Below are 20,331 nucleotides of genomic sequence, written 5' to 3'. Positions count from 1 at the left end.
GTGAGCCCTTAAAGAATCATATTCATGACAAACATAGCGCCAAATGCGTTCATGATTGAAATCGCAATCATCACTGGAATGTAACGAGCTTCTGTTCCGATTGGCCCCATGATACGACCCATATACTGAACTTGTGAGCCCATCAGGTAAATAGCAGGAGCCAGAATCGCAATATGAGTACCATTTAAAATACCTTGGTCAAACAAAGTAATAACCACGCCCACTGCGCCACCCATTGACATCCAAGCACCAATTAACACAGCAGCAGCTTCGCCCGGCAGACCAAAAACGGCCATCACAGGAGCAAAGATAGAACCCATAAGATCTAGAGCACCCGTAATTTGCAATGCTTTGATGATAACAAACGCCATTAAAACATTTGGAACGGTTGAGGTAGTTGCGATAACCCAGCCTTTTTTAGCACCCTCAACAAAGATATCTGTCACCATAGGTTTTTTCGCTTTGACTTCGCTCATTATGCTGTCTCCTCAGTCAATGTTTTCTCTTGCTTATCTTTCTTCTCGTTGCCTTGACCTTCTTTACCTTCAGTAATGTTTAGATAAACTCGGAACAAGTTTGCACCAATAAACTTAAAGGCGAACATAACAATTACAGCCAGACCAATCGACGACGGAACCGCAATAGAGCCATCAGGGTTTGTCAAAGTAAACAACACTGCGCCTGACGAGAAGAAGTTCACAATTGCAGCACCTGCGGTAAATTGGAACATGGTAAAGATATCAGTTTCACGCTTAGTTAAATGCTTTTCATCTTTTAACTGACGAGTCATTGCCGCACCCGCATCGGTACTTTGCAAGGAAGCAATCAACGCTAGACCTGAGTTACCTGGGATACCAATTAATGGACGAAGAAGAGGAGTCAACAGTCGACGAGCAGCGTTAAGAGCACCGTAATGCTCAAGAACGTTGATCATACCTAGAGCAAACATCACGGTTGGGATAAGAGTTAATGCAAAAATGAAACCGTCACGAGCACCACTACCACCTTTACCACGTAAAGAGGTTGTAGCAGCCTGCACACCATCCGCCGTTTCAGACACTGAATAAGCAACCTTACCAAAAGAACCATTTAGAGTTGTAAAGTCAAAAACCCCATACCACTCATTTGATTGCATGAATCCAGAAAAAAACACGACAGCAAAAGCTAACGCCACGTAACTACCAATTCCGACTTTAGCGTCTTTATCAAACGGCTGAGTCATAACCACCTCTTTTTAGTTAACAACAGCATATAGAAATGCCCTTTAGGCGGTATTATGCGCATCTTCATTCAAATCTTATTGATGACAATCAATAAATTTTCCTAAAAAAACATAAAGAACAAAATATCGTATTGATTTTGTGAGCAACCATAAATACTAAAGATAAAGGATTAACCGAAATTAAATATAAAACAGCGTGCATATAAGGTCTATTTATACTTCTAAAAAATAATAAAAAGACAAATGCCCGAGGTAGCGAGCGGGCATCCAAATCCAATAATTTGCATATGAATATATTACAAATACACACCTAATCTAAACACTCAATTGAGTTGCAGTAAGTCCCATTTATTTCCGTATAAATCTTCAAACACCACGACGGTTCCATAGTCCTCCACTCGTGGTTCTTCATGGAAGATAACGCCCCTTTCTTGCATTGCTTGGTAGTCTCGCCAAAAATCGTTGGTCTGCAAAAATAAAAATACGCGCCCACCCGTTTGATTCCCAATTGCCATTTTCTGCTCTTCACTACTGGCCTGTGCCAGTAACAAGTTTGTACCATCGGAATTCGGTGGTGAGACTTGTACCCAGCGCTTCCCACCTCCAAGGTCGGTATCTTCAACCAAAGTAAAACTTAATTTTTGAGTATAAAACGCAATAGCATCATCGTAGTTTTCGACAACTAAAGCGACATTCCCAATTTTCTGCTTAACCACATTGCTCATTCCAGGCTCCTAAATACAAATAACATCTTCAATTTACAACAAAGAGACTAAGTCATGAAATTTACACCCTAACTATTTAAGGACACACACTTCAAGTTTGAGTGCTACGACGACAATGTATTGAGGAAGTAACGATCAAATCGAACAGCATTGCAGCCCAATGACTATTTAGCGCGTAGGTAAACAAATCATGGGTTCAGGAAGCTTTACAGTGAGCGGGGGTGCTCTGAGTGGAGGTAACTTAAAGGCTATGAATTGAGACTAAGTCGTAATAACAAATGTACCATTCACACTAGGGAGTTCACAGTCATACAGTGATACTGGTGCATTGACGTATTTGCCGACTAATTTTGTCCTTCAATCAACATTTTTTGATGAGCAGCGATGGCTTTGATTCTAGAGGTAATATTTTCAAATTGTCGCGTATCGACGTTGGAATAGAACATAATCGTACCATTTTGTATCACCCACCCCTCTCGATTAGCATCGAGCATTTGAATGATACTTTGCACTTCCTTGATGGCAGACAACTCGGATTCCCACAGTTTCTTTTGCTGTTTCTCATGTAGGATTTGTGCATCAATATAGTTTTCTTCAATTTCAGCGCTCGCTTCATTCTCATAAAGTCGCTGTTCTAGAATATGTATTTTCTGTTGATTTTTTAGTAAATGATCAAAAATAACGGAGCGTGTGTCCTTGATAATTGCGTAGCTTTCAATCAAGTTACGATCGTATTGCAGGCGTGAAAGATCCAAGATGGAATACCACCCTGATTCCATAACCGCTTGTTGAAAGCTTGAGCTTAATGCGGTCGGTTGTGGAAGTACGATAGGCTCGGGAGTATGTTGCAATGTCGTCGCCATCACACTCATCGAAGGGACAGGATCATCTTGCACAGGATCTTTGCTGTGCGAGCGAGCAAAACACCCAATCGCTAGTGCAGCGATAATCGCCACCAACGCCCAAATCGCTCTCAATGTTTGTCTGGCACTGGTTACAAATATCAGCAATAACCCCCAACAAAAGAGGATACTGACTATCCACTTCCAGCTATGTTCAAAGAAGGATGCTTGAGCAATAGACGCAGAGTATCCTTGATAGGTTGAAAGTGTTGTCACTAACATTAACCCTAAGAAATACACTACAGTTCCTGAGAATGTCGCAACCCTCAGAGAAGGCTTTTTCATGTCTAGCTTCCTTGCTAAAGTAATGGCTACGTTGAGTAATCTTTCTAAGCGTTAATATTACAACTTGTTATAGTAACAATGGATTATTTTCCTATCATTCATGCCGTCAATCTATGAAAACTCTACATACATCACAATCGAAACTGAAAATAACGTAATCTAACCGTCTTTTATCTGCCTGATTTATACATATAAAGCATCACTCCAATACCATACCTCTAGCAAACAACGCCTAATACACTTTGCGAGTGAAATATAAACAAAAATAGAGCCATTGAATCAGCAGCGAGCGCTTGCTCTAGTTATTCAGCTCCGATATATAAACACCTTAGACATCAACGAAACCAACTCAGTTGAGAATGCAAGCTAGTCACGCTACCCACCACAATCAACGAAGGGCTGACCGCCTGCTTGGCAAGGCTTGATAACTGCGAAAGCTCGCCAGTCAGTACTCGCTGCTGCGAGGTAGTGCCGCGTTCAATAATTGCAATGGAAGTTTGCTGGCACAGACCAGCACTTATCAGCTTTTGTTGAATATTGGGACTTTCTTTCAATCCCATATAAAACACTAGCGTCGTATTGCCTTTGGATAGACTTGCCCAGTCAATATCCATGCCCTCTTTTTTCAAGTGACCGGTGATAAAATGCACACTTTGCGCATGATCGCGATGGGTCAAGGGAATACCCGCGTAAGCAGTACACCCAGCGGCGGCTGTGATGCCGGGAACCACTTCAAATGGGATGTGCTCAGACGCCAACTTCTCCAACTCTTCCCCGCCACGTCCGAAGATAAATGGATCGCCGCCTTTTAAACGTACGACCTGTTTGTTTTGCTGAGCTTGCTCGACCAATACTTGATTTATCTGATCTTGCGCAACGCAGTGATGGTTAAGGCGCTTACCAACATAAATACGCTCAGCCTCTGAATTAACCAGTGCCATGATCTCATCTGACACTAAACGATCGTAAACCACTACCTCAGCGTTTTGAATCAAACGTAGTGCTTTTACAGTTAATAGATCAGGATCGCCAGGACCGGCCCCCACTAAAGAAACAAACCCACAAGGATGTGTTGGTGATTGAGTTGATTTTAATGTCATATAAAAGCTCGCAATTTCACTTACAACAAGTGACCCGGTCACGTTTATTATTTTCCGATAGCAGTTTCGGTCACTTATAAATAATGGTTTTGTAATGAATGCTCATCACAAAACCATTTCATTATCCAAAAACCGTTACCTAAGCACTATGCTTTTACAGCTTGCTCTTTCGACGCATCGACAGATGGCGCTGTTTTTAAATGAGTCAGATAAAGAGGAATACAGGTAAAGAACAATCCGCCGACAATATTACCTAGAATGGTTGGAATGAGGTTAAAGTTCAACCAAGTTGCAATGCCAAAATCGGCGCCTAACATCATGCCTAGTGGGAACAAGAACATATTGACTACGGTATGCTCAAACACCAAAGCAAAGAAGATAAAGATAGGTAACCACATCGCTGTCACTTTACCAGCTACGGTGCGCGCAGTCATATTACCAATCACACCAAGACACACCATCAAGTTACAGAAAATGCCACGCACGAAGCAGGTGATCCAGCCATCCGCCCCTAGGTTTTCAAAACCGACGGTACGTGCAGTAGAAGCGGCAATAAATTTTTGTGCTACGGCGTTAGGTTCGATTGAAAAATTAGCCGTAAGAGATACCGCAATTAAATAAGCAACAATCAGCGAACCGATAAGGTTACCTAACCCCACAAGCCCCCAACAACGTAAAATTTTACCCCAAGTGACACCTTGACGATTATCCAGTTTTGCCAGCGGCGCTAAACCGAAAGCGCCTGTTACCAAGTCATAACCCATTAGACTTAAAATACAAAAACCTACCGGAAAGACCAATGCCCCCACGACACCAATGCCAGTTTGAACTATCGCTGTGATCGCGACAACGACCGCCAAAGACAAGATAATGCCGGCCATAATGCCGCGTAGGATCAAATCTCTAGTGCTGGTTTTTACTTTGGCCTCTCCAACATCGACCATTGTTTGAACAAACTCTGCAGGTTTAAAATCATTCATGTTGCTATCCATATAAAAGTTAAAATTAAAAGTTAAAATTGAATAGTCAAAGGCTCCCGTACTTCAACGAAGCAAAGCAAAGCAAAGCAAGGAACCTTTTCGCTATTTAATCTTTTAGGCAGAAATTTCAACCAAACCTTTAACAACACGCGCTTTAAAAGTACGAACATTAAAACGTTCGTCTTCCATACACACGCCTGTGCTCAAGTTAAAGCGTTGTTTCTTTAATGGACTCGCAACCCATAGCTCTTGCTTGTGTTCCACAATCAGCCCACGAGAAAGCACATTAGATTGTGCAAAAGGATCTGTATTTGAAATGGCAAACACCTTCTCATCCTGTGCAGGTCGAAATACCGCAACTTGCTGGCCGTCCACTAATGCACAAACGCCTGTTCCCGGAACAATATCGTCGATATTACAGATAGATTGATAACTCATCGTGACTCCCCTTATTAATCAATGATCGCTTCGTGAAAAATATTGCCCTTCGCTTCAGGATGCTTCTCCATAAAGGTCGCCGGACGGTGTTGTTCACGCGCTTCAACAAATTCAACGTTATCATCACGTAGATCTGAGTTGATAAAGTGCGAGAAACGAGTCAACTGTTGCTCATCGTTGATAGTGTCAGTCCACTCACAGCGATACTCTTCAACCAGCTTCGCCACGTCCGCTTCAAGTTGCGCGTTGATATTGAGTTTGTCTTCCACAATCACGTCACGTAAGTAATCAACGCCACCTTCAAGATTTTCAAGCCACACCGACGTACGTTGCAGTGGCGCCGCAGTGCGAATGTAAAACATCATGAAACGATCGATGTATTTGATCAGTGTTGCTTGGTCAAGATCAGAGGCCAACAAGTCTGCATGGCGCGGTTTCATTCCGCCATTCCCGCATACGTACATATTCCAGCCAGCATCAGTGGCAATAATGCCTAAATCTTTACCTTGTGCTTCTGCACATTCACGAGTACAGCCCGATACGCCAAACTTCATTTTGTGCGGCGTGCGAATGCCCTTGTAACGATTCTCAATCATAGCGCCAAGACCCACAGAGTCTTGAACGCCATAGCGACACCACGTTGAACCAACACAGGTTTTCGCCATACGCAGTGCTTTCGCGTACGCTTGGCCTGTTTCAAAACCTGCTTCAATCAGCTTGCGCCAAATCGCTGGAAGATCGTCTTTGTGTGCGCCAAATAAACCAATACGCTGTGCGCCAGTTACTTTGGTGTATAAGTTGTATTCCGCCGCTACATTTGCCAATGCAGCCAAGGCTTGCGGAGTCACTTCACCACCAGCCATACGTGGGATAACAGAATAAGTGCCGTCTTTTTGGATGTTACCTAAGAAGTTATCGTTGGTATCGTGTAGCTTAACCAGTTGCGGCGTAAGAATATGCTCGCCCCAGCAAGAGGCTAAAATAGAGCCCACTAAAGGTTTACACACTTCACAGCCGTAACCTTTGCCGTATTTCTCTAATAATTCATCGAAGGTTTTGATCTCTTCAATGCGAATAAGGTGGAATAGCTCTTGGCGTGAATAAGCAAAGTGTTCACAGACATCGCTTTTCACTTCGACACCCGCTTTAGCAAGCTCGGCATTAAGTACAGACGTCACCAAAGGAATACAACCGCCACAGCCCGTGCCGGCGCCGGTGACGGCTTTAATATCCGCTACAGTATGGTGACCATCGGCGACCGCTTGTGCGATTTTGCCTTTTGTTACATCAAAACAAGAACAAATAACCGCACTCTCTGGCAGAGCATCGGCGCCAAGTGTTGGTTTTTCGGCTCCAGCATGCGCCGGTAGAATCAAGGTGTCTGGGTGCTCTGGAAGCTCAATTTCATTGAGCATCAGTTGCAATAAATCACCATAGTCAGAGGTGTCACCCACCATAACCGCACCAAGCAGTTTTTTGCCATCTTCAGAAACAATTAAACGCTTATAGACTTCTAATTCTTCATTTTGATAAACAAAGCTTTTACAGCCAGGTGTACGGCCATTTGCATCACCAATTGAACCTACTTTTACACCAAGTAGTTTCAATTTTGCGCTCATGTCTGCGCCTTCAAATTGACTCTCATTGCCTACAATATGGTCTACCGCTACGGTTGCCATTTTGTAACCCGGCGCAACTAACCCGTAAAAATGTTGATTCCACGACGCGCATTCACCGATAGCATAAATGTTGTCATCTGAGGTTTGGCAATGGTTGTTGATCGCAATACCACCGCGAGGCGCGATATCTAATGCCATTTGACGCGCCAGTTTATCTTGCGGACGAATACCGGCTGAGAACACAATAAAGTCGGTTTCAAGTTCACTGCCATCGGCAAAACGCATGACATTACGTAATTCTTTACCTTGTGGGGCAATTTCTAGAGTATTTTTACTGGTGTGAACCTTAACGCCCATACGCTCAATCTTCTGACGAAGTTGATCGCCACCGGCTTGATCCAACTGTTCAGCCATCAGTTTTGGCGCAAACTCAACCACGTGTGTTTCCACGCCCAATGCACGTAGCGCACCAGCCGCTTCCAGCCCTAACAGTCCACCACCGATAACCACACCAACTTTGCTGTTTTTCGCGGTCGCTTCAATGGATTTCAGATCTTCAATAGTGCGATAGACAAAGCAATCTTTGCTTTCATTACCCTGAATCGGCGGCACAAATGGATAAGAGCCTGTCGCCATTACCAATTTGTCATACGCCACCTCACGACCTGTACTCGAGTGTACAATACGATTTTCGCGGTTTACGTTAATCGCACGCTCGCCAATCAAAACGTTAAGCCCGTGTTTCTCGTAAAAACCTTCTTTGACAAGAGAAAGCTCATCAGCGGTATGGTGAGAAAAATATGAAGAGAGGTGGACGCGGTCATAGGCGATACGTGGTTCTTCACAGAACACAGTAATATCCAGCTTTGAAACATCTGTTTTTTCAACAAGATCTTCAATATAACGATGTCCAACCATGCCGTTACCGATGATAACCAGCTTCATCTTGCTCATAGTGGATTCCTTTAAAAATTTACGAAACTTTGGCGATTGTAAGTAGGAACGACATTGCATAATTGACCTGAATCAATTTTGACCAAATATACCCCTGTTTGGGTAGTTGTCATACAAGACTACAATTAAGTTATTGATTCACAATAATTTCCCATTTTTCTTGTTCTTTACAGTTTGTAACAAGGCGTTTGTGTTGCTAGAATCAGCCCGCAATAGCGCTTCATATAATCCCTCTGATACGGTGTGGGAGTTTCTACCAAAGGCCAATAACCTTTGATTATGAAGTCATTGTCTTTATTTATTAATGTCTCTTAATAAAGGTGACGACTTATGGATTTTTGCTCTCTGCCAAAAATTGACTTACATTGCCATTTAGATGGTAGTGTTCGCCCAGAAACCATCATTGATCTTGCTAACGATCAAAACATCGAATTACCCAGCCAAGATGTTGAAGTGATTCGTAACCTGATGATTGCACCTGAAACGTGTGTTGATCTGAAAGAGTACCTCACTCGCTTTGAATTGCCTCTTCAAGTGATGCAAACCAAAAAATCTCTTGAAAGAATTTCCTACGAAGTTTTTGAAGATGCCGCGAAAGAAAACGTTAAATACCTTGAACTGAGATTTGCGCCCCTATTGCATGTTCGCAACGGGCTAACGGTTGAGCAAATCATTTCATCTGTAGTCAAAGGAATGAAACGCGCAGAGCTTGACTATGATATTCGTGGTAATTACATTTTGTGCATTTTGCGTACCATGCCAAAAGATGACATTCCACAGGTCATTGAAGCGGGTGCAAAATACATAGGTAAAGGCGTGGTAGCGTTCGACCTTGCAGGTGCAGAACTTGCTGGTTTCTGCCATGACTTTGTCAAAGAAGCCAAAGCAGCACGTAAAAAAGGCTTCCACGTCACTATCCATGCCGGAGAACAAGGCAACGGTCAGAATGTACAAGACGCGATTGAATTATTAAAAGCAGAACGTATTGGCCATGGCATCCACATCATTGATCATTCAGGGGGCTTTAAAGCCGTTCGTAATGGCAATGTGGGTCTAGAGACTTGTCCTAGTAGCAATGTACAAACTAAAGCGGTCCAAGATATTGAGTCACATCCTGCTAAGCGCTTTTATAAGCAAGGGCTTGCCGTTACTATCAATACTGACAATAGAACAGTATCCAATACAACGATGACGCAAGAAGTGCAAAAAGTGTGTGAACAGTTCTATCTTTCACAAAAAGATTATGTCGCGATTTATCTCAATAGTGTTGAGCAAAGCTTTGCCAGCGACGCGATAAAACAAGAGCTGAGAAATTACATCGACGAATTATAATTCTCGTTGTCACGAACACGATAAAACGAAAAATATAAAAATGCCCATGTGAGTTTCACTGGGCATTTTTGATTGAACTGGCAAGAACGAATCAGCCGTATCAATGACGTTATTTTTTCATCATTTTGGCTAAATCTGCAAATGGGTTATGTGTCGCGACTTGATGCTCATCTGCGCGAGCAACAGGATCCACACCATAACGCTCATGATCGGTATACTTTGAATGTTCATGATCATGGCAGTACAAGCAAAGCAGCTCCCAATTACTCCCATCTTCAGGGTTATTAGTATGATCATGATCTTTATGATGAACGGTTAATTCACGAAGATTAGAATACACAAATTCACGCGCGCAGTTACCACATACCCAAGGATAAAGCTTCAGTGCTTTATCGCGATAGCCGGACTCTTTACGAGCATAGGCAGCACTGCTGCCTGTAAAATCTGAAGAAGACATCTTTATTTCCACATTAATTTAGCCACTGATATAGCCGATAAACTAGCATATTTTGTCCTGTGATGCAGAGATGTCAGCACACATTTATCGCAAAGGTATGGTCAGCACCTTGATTAGGTGAAAAACAGCCAAACGCCAACCCCAATCATTAAACTGCCCGCTATGCGGTTCATCAGCTTCACATTATCACTATTGGCAAGCATCATCCTAAGCCCTTTCCCCCCTGAGGCATAAACGCTCATACAGATAAATTCAGAAAACATAATAATGCTAACTAAAATCAGCAATTGCGGAGCGACCGGGAAATGGGGGCTGATAAAAGGAGGTAATAAGGAGATCATAAACGCCCAGCCTTTAGGGTTAGCAATAGCGGTAATAAAACCTTGTGCGGCTAACGCATAGTTGCTGGCACCCGACGAGGCGATATTCGATTCAGAAATCGCCATCTTTCCTTTAGAGCGCCACATTTGAATGCCTAAATAGCTTAAGTAGGCTGCACCTACTATTTTAAAGCCCATAAACAATGCTGGCATCTTTATCATAATTGCAGCAATACCCAGCACGGCGCTAATCGCCACCAGCGCAACGCCTAGTACTTCGCCTAGCATCATCCACAATGTTCGCTTGTAGCCGATACTCATCCCTAGGCCCAATGCCAACGTCATACACATCCCCGGCGTAATGGAGACAAACAAAAAAGTAGGTATAAATACCCATAAGATGGCGATATCCAAAATTAACATCTCGTACAAAATAAACGCAGTCGTCCAAATTATACTCAACGACATGCTTTTGCAATTAATGTCATAAATAATAGTGCTATAACAATTTAATTCGCCACTTCGGTCTGTGATCGCACTCTTGATATTAACCTGACCACTGGCACTATAATATTCTTATCGATTGAGATACATTCGCACAAGTTCATTTCGCCTAACGCTCTGTAGCGATATTTAGGCTCTTTACTCATCGCACTTTAATTGTCATTAACTATGAATCCAAAATTACAAGAAGCACAACGAGAGCTAGGCCCAATACAGTTTTTAACGCTTATTCTTTCCATTTATGTACTGCTTACGCTCTTTGTAGAAAACGCTTTTGATCTTCCAGAAGATACCCTTGATCTGTTGACCATTATAGATACCTTCGTCTGTGGTGTATTTTTAATAGATTTCTTTCAACGCTTTTTCCGCGCGCCCAATAAATGGGTTTTTATGAAATGGGGATGGATTGATCTTCTTTCGAGTATCCCAATGGTGGATACCCTGCGTTATGGGCGCTTTATACATTTGGTCCGCTTCTTTAGGATCCTAAGAGCAATTCGCTCAACAAAAATCATCCTTAACTTCTTATTTCACAATCGCCGGAAAGGCACATTTACCATTGTCGCTAGCGTGTCTGTTTTGTTGGTGATTTTCGGCGCGATTAGTATCTTGCAATTTGAAAAAGGACTGCCTGATTCCAACATCCACAATGCCAGTGACGCACTGTGGTGGGCTTTCGTTACCATCACCACCGTAGGGTATGGTGACTACTACCCTGTCAGCACTTTTGGTCGAATGGTAGCGGCCATATTAATGACCGCTGGCGTTGGCTTGTTTGGTACATTTACCGGGTTAGTCGCAAATTGGTTTATGCTTGAAGGGGAACAACAAGAGCAGCAACAAGAAATCAAAGAGCGCCAAGCACTAAAAGACGACATCCATGCGTTGCACGATGAAATCAGTGAGCTAAAAGATCTCATTAAGCAACAAAACTTAAAGTAGCTCTTTTGCAATTAAGTGCAATAAAAAGGTTTCTCGTTCAATACTTAAACCTTTTTTAGCGCTTTTGGCAATGGTGTTTTCATTGTGCTTGATAGCTTCGTGGATGTTCACCCATACCGCCGTCATACCATTATTGATCTCATATTCCTCTAAATTCGGTCGACCTAACGTTTCATCTACCAGACAAACATAGCAATAAGAGTGCATGTGCATGACATTCGCCTCGTTTTTATACCAAGGACGAAACTCCTCATAGACGCCAAACGGTGCTATATCACGTACATTTTGTGCGCCCGTTTCTTCTTGCAACTCACGCACTAAACCTGCAATAACATCTTCGCCTTCATCAAGGCCTCCTCCGGGTAAGGAGTAGTCATGGTAACGCTCGGTGTACATCAATAATATTTGCTCACCTCGTAAAGCGATGGCTCTAGTGGCTTTTCTTTGAATGATCGTCTGCTGATCAAGTTTTGCTAAACTGGGATGAACTTGGGTATGTAGGTGTCGCATTGAATTCATTTTTACAAGGATAATTGCCTTTATTTTAACACGGAGTTTTTGGTTAACTATTGAATTAACTGCGATATCTCGTACACTGAATCAAACAGGTTAAAATAATTTAGTTCTTTGGAGCCAATAGTAATGAAGAAAATCCTCCTATTATCTATGATGACTGGCACTGTGTTACTTGCAGGCTGTGCGAGCAAAGATAACGAATACGCGGTAAAAGACTGGGATGCAACAACCAGCAAAGCGGCAATGTATTGTGTACAACAAGATTATGACATTATACGTACCACCGAGAACAATAGCCGTGTGACTTACTGTGCACTCTCTGACAGTGAAAAATACGAGATCTGGGAGTATTACTATCAAAACCACGAAGATGAGCGTCCAGATAGCCAAGCTCAAACCGATGATATGACTGCAAAATAGTCAATATTTCAAACACTGATCATTGGTTGGTTGAAGATTTAAAAACCCCCGTTGAATACCTTCTTCGGGGGTTTTTACTTACAGGGTAAGCACTTAATGCCAATCACCTATGACGTTTCATCAACATGCATTTTGCGAGCTTACATTAGTAGCCAGCCTCTATATAATTTCCCATGAGTGCGTCATCTGCACCCCTTTATCAAGCATTAGGCAAACTGAGCAGTACTTTTCAAGAGAATCTTGCGCTACTTTTGCCACAATAGCAGGGTCAAGTTCATCTCCAGAGACCTCAAAGTGAATGTTGATTTGGGTAAAGTATTTAGGCGCTGTATCACGACGAGTACTTGATAATTTAGCCACACAGCCAGTTACGTTCTGATTGGCCGTTTTTAATCCATCCACAACATCAACAGAGCTACACCCCCCTGCGGCGAGTAATACCATTTCCATTGGTGATAAATAAGTGCTGTCGCCACTCGCTATTGTAATCTCTTGATTTTTATCTGTTTTCCCAACAAATTTCAGATCTTCAATCCACTTAACTTCTGCTTTCATAATTCATACTTCCTATCTAATCGTGAAGAAGCCACTCTAAAGAGTGGCTTCTCTGTATCGATGCTACTTTCGTCAATGGTTCTTAGTTTACCATCGTATTTGATTAAACCTATCGTTGAACCCATTTCTTCTTTGTGTCGGGAGAACAAATAATCTTGTTGCTTGACGAGAGAGAATTAATAGCTTTAGTAAAAATCTGCCTTGGTAAACCAAGTTCTGCCCGAAGCTTTTCATCTAATACTCTCGGCTTAGTCAAGGCATTATATAACAACATTCTCAGCATCGACCTGGATTATCTTCATTTATTACACCTCTAACAACTTTGATACAGATTAGTAATAAGCGTATTTACGTAAACTACATCTGACATTTATTGATGATAGGTGGTTGAATTTAATCACTTATACACAAAACCTGATATGGTTCACATGCTTTCATACTGTATTTTTGCACACGAGCGATAAGGTGCACAATATATTTTGATGGAATGGTTGAGGAAACCGTTATGAGGAATATGACTTCGGTTTTTATGGCACACGAAGACAAGGTAATTGACGCAAATGAGTTCTTAGATGCTTGCGAAGAACAAGAGTTTTTCGAACTAAGGACTGCAATTGCCAAAAATAGGAAAACTAATCCTATCGCTCTATGCAATGTTTGCTTTCAACCCGTGGTTTTACGAGCAACACCACAGCGAACAACCTTCTTTGCTCATGTGAAAGACTCCGAAGATTGTCCCATCAAAACAACTACGAATCTTACTATGGAAGAGATTCGGGCAATGAAGTACAACGGTCAAAAAGAAGGCAGATTGCACAGAGAAGGTAAACAAAAATTAGCCGAACTTTTAAAGTCTGATCCTCTCTTTACTGATGAAATACATATTGAAAAAACGTTCAGGGAGAAAAATCCCGTGGGGATTGCTAAACGCTGGCGAAGACCTGATATTTCAGCTCAATTACTATCTGACAAACGAGAAGTCGTATTTGAGCTTCAAGTATCAACCACTTTCCTTGATGTTATTATTAGTAGAGAAGAGTTTTACAAAAATAACGAGGCGTATATAACTTGGGTTTTCCTTGATTTTGCTCCTGACAAATTCACAACTCTCGATATTGCCTATGCGAACAAAGCAAATATTTTTGTTTTCAATCAAGAAGCAAATCATGAATCTGAACTCAATAATCGACTTGTCCTGAAATGCTATTATCGCCAACCATACATGACAGAAGAGTTATCAATTGCTCATCAGTGGGTTTCTGAAATTGTTGACTTTTCTATGCTCAAATATGATGAGAGTAGTAAGAAGACATACTTCATTGATACCGAACAGCTCAGATCACAGGTAATTAAACAGATTAATGACGAAAAGCTGAGACTAAAGTTAGAACAAGAGGAAAAAGAACGTCTTAGGAATGAAGCGATAAAGCAAGAACAAGAAGCACAAAAGCGTCTCGATAAATTAGAACGCTCTTACGCTCATTTCCCAAATCCTAAGCAATACAAAGATAAAACCCACAGAGCAAAACAGCCTCTTCATACGCTCTCTTCCCAAAAATCGTTGGGAGATACCTTAATATGTAGAAAGTGCATGAATATCGGAAAACCACGAAAGATGGGAAGACTAACAGTATGCAGTCGATGCGGTCACGAAATAACTTAATCGCTCTATTTTTTCATAATGCAATTAAACATATTCAACAAGGCAAGGAACCACTTTGAAGCAACAACAAAAAACAAATAGCTTGGCAAATAACTCTTCTTCAAGAACAAGAAAATTGGCTAATGTATTCTCTGAGGGGGTCATTCGAGAGTTAGAGATATCTGTCAATTCACAATGTAATTTAAACTGCATTGGTTGTGGCTTTAACGTCCCAAATCAACTGCCCCCTTACAGTAAGCTGGGCATAGATGAACATATAGAAGCTTTATTAAACTTAAAACGCTGTGGCGTAAAAATCAACAAAATCATAATTGCTGGCGGTGAAGCAACCCTTTTTAAAGATTTGTACACAACTGTAAGGAAGATAAAAGATATAGGCGTATCAAGAGAAGTTGAATTAGTAACAAATGGACTATACCCGAAAGGCTTACCACCTCAGTTACTTAGTATTTTAGATAGCATTGTTATTAGTGACTATATCAAAACAAATACTTTTGAATCTGCATGGACTGAATTTCTTCAAGGACATAATTTTAAAGGCAACATCGATTTTAGACGAAAAGATGCTTGGGATGACCTTCTTTCCGAAGTGTATAACAGTAGAGAAGAAACTGAACACCATTGGCAAACATGTTTTTACAGGAAGTTTGATGTCAGCTTAGAGCGTAGCCGCATTTTTAGTTGCTCTCGAATCGCCAAAAAAGGCTTGGATGACCAAGGGTTACTTGTCAACGAAAAAACAAGCTTAAAACAAGTAATTAATTACCTATCTGATAAAAACCCGAAAGATGCGTGCTACTCATGTGCCACAATCAATAGAGAATCAAGCATAAAAGTAGCGGTTCAAAGCTCAGGTAACTTGGAGAGAATAGCGGATAGGTCTATTCAATACTTAAAAGAGAATAATAATAAATGAATAACAAACTTTACTTCGTGGTTGGCTTAGAAGGCTCAGGTAAAACCACTGCAACAAAGCTTCTTGCAGACAGTGTTGAAGGTGGTGTTGCTGTTCAAACATCATCTCGATTGTTTGCATTTTTAGATAGTGAAAGTCTATCCCTAAAAGAAATTAACAACCTCCCAATCGAGCAACGGGAAGTCATAATAAACAAGTTTCATTATCAACTTTACTATGACAAAGAAATAAATAAATTCTCATTTTTCGATGGGCATATGTTTGTAGATAACCTTGAACAAGGAATTAGAATCAGTGCAATGGCTAATGAAAATCGTTCTGTTAGCGATGGATTGATATTTTTGAATGCATCATCTGCCCAAATCAATATAAATATTAAAAATGACAATCTTGCTGAAACTCGTTTCCGAAACTTAAAAAGCCAAAACAAGTTGAAAGAGCTTTCAGAAATAGAATTTCAGGCAGCCGAGAATTATTGTCTTAAAAACAATCTTCAATTTGGTTTTTTAAACTCTACTTATGAAAATGGCGAATTTACAAGCAAACGATTCTCTGACGTTACATTTTTGAATAGCTACTTATTACCTCAAAACGAAGAGTTAAGAAGCAAGTATCAAGACCAGTTTGATTTTGATCTTAAACCTTCGGATCTTAGGGAGCGACACCTTGAAATTGGACGTTTAATTGAAGAACCTTTTCATTCAAAGATAGATATCGGAAAGAAAAACTATCAAGTCATTTCAATGGATCGCTCAGGTAACTTCATAGCAAATGGCTTTGTTCATAACTTCGATGGACAATACTCTACATACCATCAAGGTAGCGATAATATCGACTTATTTTCCATGGATCAAGATGTTATTATTATTGACTCAGTAATTGATACAGGCGCAACAATTGAAGATATTGTGAAAAAATTACCAAACAACTACAACAAACAGATTCATGTTATCTGTCTATGCATCAATATTAAATCACTTCCTAAGCTACAAGCTCTTAGCAACAAAGTTACTTTCCATTGTTTAGGATTTTCGAATAAAGAAGATAGACCTACTGGGAAAAAAGATATGGGTGCTCGTTTGTATGGTACAAGCAGCTAAATAAAGGATCTTAATGCTTCGATTGAGCCACTCTATGAAGTGGCTCTCTACTCGATAGGCATAGGCATAGGCATATATTAAAACTTAGTTAAATTACGGATAATATGCAATTTCCATTGGGCTTGGCGCTGTTTCACCGCCACTGCCATCAAGTACTACTGAGTGACCAGACTCGGACTCACCAATAAGTTTAAACCCTTCAACCCAAGATACGGTCGCTTGCATAATTAACTTCTCTGCGAGTTTGCTCTTATTGTATAGAGTGCACTAAGCAACTCACAATCAAAAAGATGACGATCACATTGCAAAACGAGCAAGTTTAAGTTTCATATGGAAAAAATTGAAGACGTTTAACAATTTTACAAATTGTACCCTTGTCTATACCTGTGATTTCATTGACTTATCCACTCTGCTCTATACACTGAATCAGGCCAGAAAAATTTGTTTTGGATGTTGTAGCGTATCTTCGAGAGTGATCTCCTGTGTGCTTATCAGCGGCCAATACAACTTATTTTCAAGCTCTTAGAATGGTCGCAACAGGCCAAATTTAGTTAAAATGTAAAGGAAAACTGACAATGTCAAACACAGTTACTGGTACCGTAAAATGGTTTAACGAAACTAAAGGTTTTGGGTTTATTCAACAAGAAAACGGTCCAGACGTATTCGCTCACTTCTCAGCTATCCAAGGCGACGGTTTCCGTACTCTTGCTGAAGGCCAAAAAGTAGAATTTGTTGTTACTACAGGTCAAAAAGGCCCACAAGCAGAACAAATTCGCGCGGTATAATTTGCGCTAAGTAAGCCAGTAGCTTACTGGCTTACTTTTAATTGCTATTCCCTATATAATCATCCGCCTATATCCACTCCCTGGAACTCTCACTTTGGCGCTCAAACCCACTATTTTTAAGTTTCGTGTAAATATTGCAGACACGAACCGTAATCGATTTGAAGATATTAACCTAACGGTAGCAAAGCACCCTTCTGAAAACGAAGTTCGTATGCTTGTTCGTATTTTAGCCTTTGGTTTAAATGCGACTCCAAACCTAACCTTTACTAAAGGCTTGTCAGATCAAGAAGAACCCGATATTTGGGAGCTTTCAGATATTGGTGATATTGAGACTTGGATTGAAGTCGGTGAACCTTCTTCCGACCGAGTCAAAAAAGCCGCTCGGAAATCAAAGCAAACGCACATTTATACCTTTAATGAAAATAAATCGGATGTGTGGTTTTCTAAAAACCAATCGGCGCTGCGCGATCTTAAGGTCAATATTACCCAATTTGACTTTGCCCCTATCAGTGAACTAGTCACAGGGCTTGAACGCACCAACGATCTCAGCCTAATGATTTCAGGAAACTCCATGTTTGCCACCCTAGGTGATGTAAATTCAGAAATTACCGTCACTGAATTGCAACAAACACAATAAATCGAAGACGTGATAGGACTAATGCTCTATCACGTCAATTCATATACCTGTGCCGACTATCACTTTACCCCTCTTCATCCGTACTTTTTGAGGACAGTCCCGCACTGACTAAACTCGATACCAATATCGCAAGATAAAATACGCCGGCAATCGCTTGAAAATACGCAATAAATCGAGTGAGAGGCTCACTTGGTGAAATCGCACCATAACCTACCGAGGTCATACTGATAAAACTAAAGTAAATCATTTTTGACAGGTTATCTAACCAAGGCTGGTATTCAATCCCATTAAACCCTCCGTCTAATAACTCCAGCAATAGCAGTTGCACAAAAGCGAACCACAAGCCCATCATCAAATAAATACAGATTGATCCTACAATCTGATTTCTGTCGATGCTTGGCGCTTTTAGTATCAGTAACGTAGCGTGCTTTAAATATTGACCAACAAACACGATCAAGGCGAGCAGAGAAACAATCGAAAGATTAGCGGCTTTAAAAATAGACGCCAATGACGAGAACATCACCAGTACGACCAGAAAGCTCAACCAACCACGAGTTTTCACTTTTGCCGTTTCGATACCAAAAATGGATGCAGACATACAAAACAGCAATCCTAATAAAATAACGCTCTGCCCTGTACCCAAAAATTGCTCTACAATGGCACAACTCGCCAATAAGACCACCAACGCCACAAACAGATATAGGAAATTATCGCGCTCTGATATTTTCGCCATCATTACGTCTCTTTTTGAGTCAGAGTATGATCCGGCTGTTGCTGGATAACTTCAGCATCGGACTGAGCAAGCCAAGCAAGAAACAAGCGATGAGTGACCGCCAGCGCGACCGCACCTACAAACAAGCCAACAATACCTGACATTGCCATCCCGCCAATTGCACCAAGCAAAATCACTAACATAGGAATATCTGTGCCTCGCCCCATCAACATAGGTTTTAACATAGCGTCGCTGGCGCTAACCAATACGCACCATACTGTGAAAATACCGGCAACCCATGTGGTATCGGTTGTCCATGCAAAAAACAGCGCTGGAATTAACGCTAAAATAGGAGGAAGCTGAATAATGGCAACAATTAGTACCGCGAGCATCCAGGCTCCAGCAAATGGAATATCAGCAAAATACAGTCCGACTCCAGCCATCACAGATTGAATAATTGCAACCCCGATAACACCTTGGACTACACTACGAACCGTCGATACGGACACTTGTGTAAACTGAGCTCCGTAGCTTCCTGCTAAACGTATCGATATTTGTCGAAAAGATTTTTCACAAGACTGTGCGTTTGCCATAAAGACGCCAGCAATCAACAACGAAATCGTGAATTGAAGAACACTGCCTCCGACACTCCCAACAGTAGAAAGAACGGCGCCTAAAATATCTTTAACGTGTTCAGAGTGTTGGATAAGTGCTGCCGTCAAATTGGCTGAAAAACCAAGTAAGGTGCTATATAGCCTTTCACCAATGATAGGCCAAGCTTTGATACTCTCTGATGGCGGTTTAAGATGCAAACTGCCACTTTGAACTTGATCGTACACATCCCCTGCACTGCTAAATAGACTGTCCCCAATAAAGTAGGACGGTAAAATGAGCAACATCACTCCAAATAGAGACAATAGCCAACTGGATTTTGACTGTGATAAACCTATCTTATTCTCAATACCTTTGACCAAAGGAAAGAGCGCTGTGGCGATAATTGCACCCCATATCATGAGTAAAATGAACGGTTTTAGTATCTGAAAACACAGATAAAGTAGTATTCCAACAATAACGATTTTGATAAAAGCGTCAATTGCCTGCTTCGAGAAATCCTGAGAAGTGTTCATAAAAAGTCCTTGTAATACAATCTTCTAACTGTAGTTTAGATGCTTTTCTAAATAAGTTATGAACAACTGAGAAACTTTTTATGTTTTGAGAAATAAAGTGTTTAATTGTGAGTAACGTTT

General features: G+C 41.1%; 22 protein-coding genes, 1 pseudogene and 1 riboswitch. Of the genes and pseudogenes, 8 read left to right on the top strand and 15 right to left on the bottom strand.

The window, feature by feature from the left end; genetic code table 11:
• Positions 1 to 8: 8 nt before the first annotated feature.
• The 8 genes from VEZ01S_RS08135 to nirB form a co-directional block, all read right to left on the bottom strand.
• Positions 9 to 476 carry a YjiG family protein gene (locus VEZ01S_RS08135; protein ID WP_021713543.1) on the bottom strand — a complete coding sequence of 156 codons (468 nt, stop codon included), beginning with the start codon at positions 474 to 476 and terminating at the stop codon, positions 9 to 11.
• Positions 476 to 1,222: a nucleoside recognition domain-containing protein gene (locus tag VEZ01S_RS08130; RefSeq protein ID WP_021713542.1), complete on the bottom strand. Its 747-nt coding sequence runs from the start codon at positions 1,220 to 1,222 to the stop codon at positions 476 to 478. Before VEZ01S_RS08130 ends, VEZ01S_RS08135 begins: the two co-directional genes overlap by 1 nt.
• Before the next feature lie 323 nt (positions 1,223 to 1,545).
• Complete coding sequence (locus tag VEZ01S_RS08125; RefSeq protein WP_021713541.1) at positions 1,546 to 1,947, bottom strand: VOC family protein; 402 nt, start codon at positions 1,945 to 1,947, stop codon at positions 1,546 to 1,548.
• 344 nt (positions 1,948 to 2,291) lie between these two features.
• Entirely contained in the window at positions 2,292 to 3,134 is an 843-nt protein-coding gene (locus VEZ01S_RS08120) for a hypothetical protein (protein WP_021713540.1), read from the bottom strand.
• A 335-nt stretch (positions 3,135 to 3,469) separates the two neighbouring features.
• The gene (cobA, locus tag VEZ01S_RS08115) at positions 3,470 to 4,234 is read right to left on the bottom strand and encodes a uroporphyrinogen-III C-methyltransferase (protein WP_021713539.1); all 765 of its coding nucleotides are present in this window, start codon (positions 4,232 to 4,234) and stop codon (positions 3,470 to 3,472) included.
• 146 nt (positions 4,235 to 4,380) lie between these two features.
• Positions 4,381 to 5,214 carry a formate/nitrite transporter family protein gene (locus VEZ01S_RS08110; protein WP_040890447.1) on the bottom strand — a complete coding sequence of 278 codons (834 nt, stop codon included), beginning with the start codon at positions 5,212 to 5,214 and terminating at the stop codon, positions 4,381 to 4,383.
• A 114-nt stretch (positions 5,215 to 5,328) separates the two neighbouring features.
• Positions 5,329 to 5,652 (bottom strand): nitrite reductase small subunit NirD, encoded by a 324-nt coding sequence (gene nirD, locus VEZ01S_RS08105; protein WP_021713537.1) that lies wholly within the window; start codon positions 5,650 to 5,652, stop codon positions 5,329 to 5,331.
• 14 nt (positions 5,653 to 5,666) lie between these two features.
• Complete coding sequence (nirB, locus tag VEZ01S_RS08100; RefSeq protein ID WP_021713536.1) at positions 5,667 to 8,225, bottom strand: nitrite reductase large subunit NirB; 2,559 nt, start codon at positions 8,223 to 8,225, stop codon at positions 5,667 to 5,669.
• A gap of 200 nt (positions 8,226 to 8,425) precedes the next feature.
• A riboswitch (purine riboswitch) is annotated at positions 8,426 to 8,525 on the top strand.
• 30 nt (positions 8,526 to 8,555) lie between these two features.
• On the opposite strand from nirB, the gene add reads away from it, so the two are divergent.
• The gene (add, locus tag VEZ01S_RS08095; protein ID WP_021713535.1) at positions 8,556 to 9,557 is read left to right on the top strand and encodes an adenosine deaminase; all 1,002 of its coding nucleotides are present in this window, start codon (positions 8,556 to 8,558) and stop codon (positions 9,555 to 9,557) included.
• A gap of 109 nt (positions 9,558 to 9,666) precedes the next feature.
• Here the strand turns inward: add and VEZ01S_RS08090 are convergent, their stop codons facing one another.
• Positions 9,667 to 10,014, bottom strand: coding sequence for a YajD family HNH nuclease (locus VEZ01S_RS08090; protein ID WP_021713534.1), 348 nt, complete (start codon positions 10,012 to 10,014; stop codon positions 9,667 to 9,669).
• A gap of 113 nt (positions 10,015 to 10,127) precedes the next feature.
• The gene (locus tag VEZ01S_RS08085) at positions 10,128 to 10,748 is read right to left on the bottom strand and encodes a LysE family translocator (RefSeq protein ID WP_021713533.1); all 621 of its coding nucleotides are present in this window, start codon (positions 10,746 to 10,748) and stop codon (positions 10,128 to 10,130) included.
• Between the two features lie 258 nt (positions 10,749 to 11,006).
• On the opposite strand from VEZ01S_RS08085, the gene VEZ01S_RS08080 reads away from it, so the two are divergent.
• Complete coding sequence (locus VEZ01S_RS08080) at positions 11,007 to 11,780, top strand: ion transporter (RefSeq protein WP_021713532.1); 774 nt, start codon at positions 11,007 to 11,009, stop codon at positions 11,778 to 11,780.
• Here VEZ01S_RS08080 and VEZ01S_RS08075 read toward each other — a convergent pair.
• On the bottom strand, positions 11,772 to 12,290 hold the full coding sequence (locus VEZ01S_RS08075) for an NUDIX hydrolase (RefSeq protein WP_021713531.1): 519 nt from the start codon (positions 12,288 to 12,290) through the stop codon (positions 11,772 to 11,774). The genes VEZ01S_RS08080 and VEZ01S_RS08075 overlap by 9 nt on opposite strands.
• Before the next feature lie 132 nt (positions 12,291 to 12,422).
• On the opposite strand from VEZ01S_RS08075, the gene VEZ01S_RS08070 reads away from it, so the two are divergent.
• On the top strand, positions 12,423 to 12,716 hold the full coding sequence (locus tag VEZ01S_RS08070; protein ID WP_021713530.1) for a putative hemolysin: 294 nt from the start codon (positions 12,423 to 12,425) through the stop codon (positions 12,714 to 12,716).
• A gap of 159 nt (positions 12,717 to 12,875) precedes the next feature.
• Here the strand turns inward: VEZ01S_RS08070 and VEZ01S_RS08065 are convergent, their stop codons facing one another.
• Positions 12,876 to 13,271, bottom strand: a complete 396-nt coding sequence (locus VEZ01S_RS08065; protein WP_021713529.1) for an OsmC family protein — start codon at positions 13,269 to 13,271, stop codon at positions 12,876 to 12,878.
• A gap of 505 nt (positions 13,272 to 13,776) precedes the next feature.
• On the opposite strand from VEZ01S_RS08065, the gene VEZ01S_RS08060 reads away from it, so the two are divergent.
• The 3 genes from VEZ01S_RS08060 to VEZ01S_RS08050 are packed head-to-tail and all read left to right on the top strand — an operon-like array spanning position 13,777 to position 16,950.
• Positions 13,777 to 14,934, top strand: coding sequence for a DUF6035 family protein (locus VEZ01S_RS08060; protein WP_021713528.1), 1,158 nt, complete (start codon positions 13,777 to 13,779; stop codon positions 14,932 to 14,934).
• A 55-nt stretch (positions 14,935 to 14,989) separates the two neighbouring features.
• Positions 14,990 to 15,850, top strand: coding sequence for a radical SAM protein (locus tag VEZ01S_RS08055; protein WP_021713527.1), 861 nt, complete (start codon positions 14,990 to 14,992; stop codon positions 15,848 to 15,850).
• A complete protein-coding gene (locus tag VEZ01S_RS08050; protein WP_021713526.1) occupies positions 15,847 to 16,950 on the top strand; it encodes a phosphoribosyltransferase in 1,104 nt (367 codons plus the stop codon). The genes VEZ01S_RS08055 and VEZ01S_RS08050 overlap by 4 nt, the downstream gene beginning before the upstream one ends.
• A 108-nt stretch (positions 16,951 to 17,058) precedes the next feature.
• Here the strand turns inward: VEZ01S_RS08050 and VEZ01S_RS16530 are convergent.
• Positions 17,059 to 17,175 (bottom strand): annotated as a pseudogene (locus VEZ01S_RS16530) (OsmC family protein); the annotation flags it as partial.
• 350 nt (positions 17,176 to 17,525) lie between these two features.
• On the opposite strand from VEZ01S_RS16530, the gene VEZ01S_RS08045 reads away from it, so the two are divergent.
• Together VEZ01S_RS08045 and VEZ01S_RS08040 are read left to right on the top strand one after the other, a co-directional pair.
• A complete protein-coding gene (locus VEZ01S_RS08045) occupies positions 17,526 to 17,735 on the top strand; it encodes a cold-shock protein (RefSeq protein ID WP_017029576.1) in 210 nt (69 codons plus the stop codon).
• Positions 17,736 to 17,829: 94 nt separating this feature from the next.
• Positions 17,830 to 18,372, top strand: coding sequence for a YaeQ family protein (locus VEZ01S_RS08040; RefSeq protein WP_021713525.1), 543 nt, complete (start codon positions 17,830 to 17,832; stop codon positions 18,370 to 18,372).
• A 64-nt stretch (positions 18,373 to 18,436) separates the two neighbouring features.
• On the opposite strand, the gene VEZ01S_RS08035 is transcribed toward VEZ01S_RS08040, so the two are convergent.
• Positions 18,437 to 19,108 carry a potassium channel family protein gene (locus VEZ01S_RS08035; RefSeq protein ID WP_021713524.1) on the bottom strand — a complete coding sequence of 224 codons (672 nt, stop codon included), beginning with the start codon at positions 19,106 to 19,108 and terminating at the stop codon, positions 18,437 to 18,439.
• Complete coding sequence (locus VEZ01S_RS08030) at positions 19,108 to 20,211, bottom strand: AI-2E family transporter (protein ID WP_021713523.1); 1,104 nt, start codon at positions 20,209 to 20,211, stop codon at positions 19,108 to 19,110. Before VEZ01S_RS08030 ends, VEZ01S_RS08035 begins: the two co-directional genes overlap by 1 nt.
• Between the last annotated feature and the right edge of the window lie 120 nt (positions 20,212 to 20,331).

The organism is Vibrio ezurae NBRC 102218 (assembly GCF_000467185.1).
Taxonomy (GTDB): Bacteria; Pseudomonadota; Gammaproteobacteria; order Enterobacterales; family Vibrionaceae; genus Vibrio; species Vibrio ezurae.
This window is presented reverse-complemented; position numbering and strand designations above follow the sequence as displayed.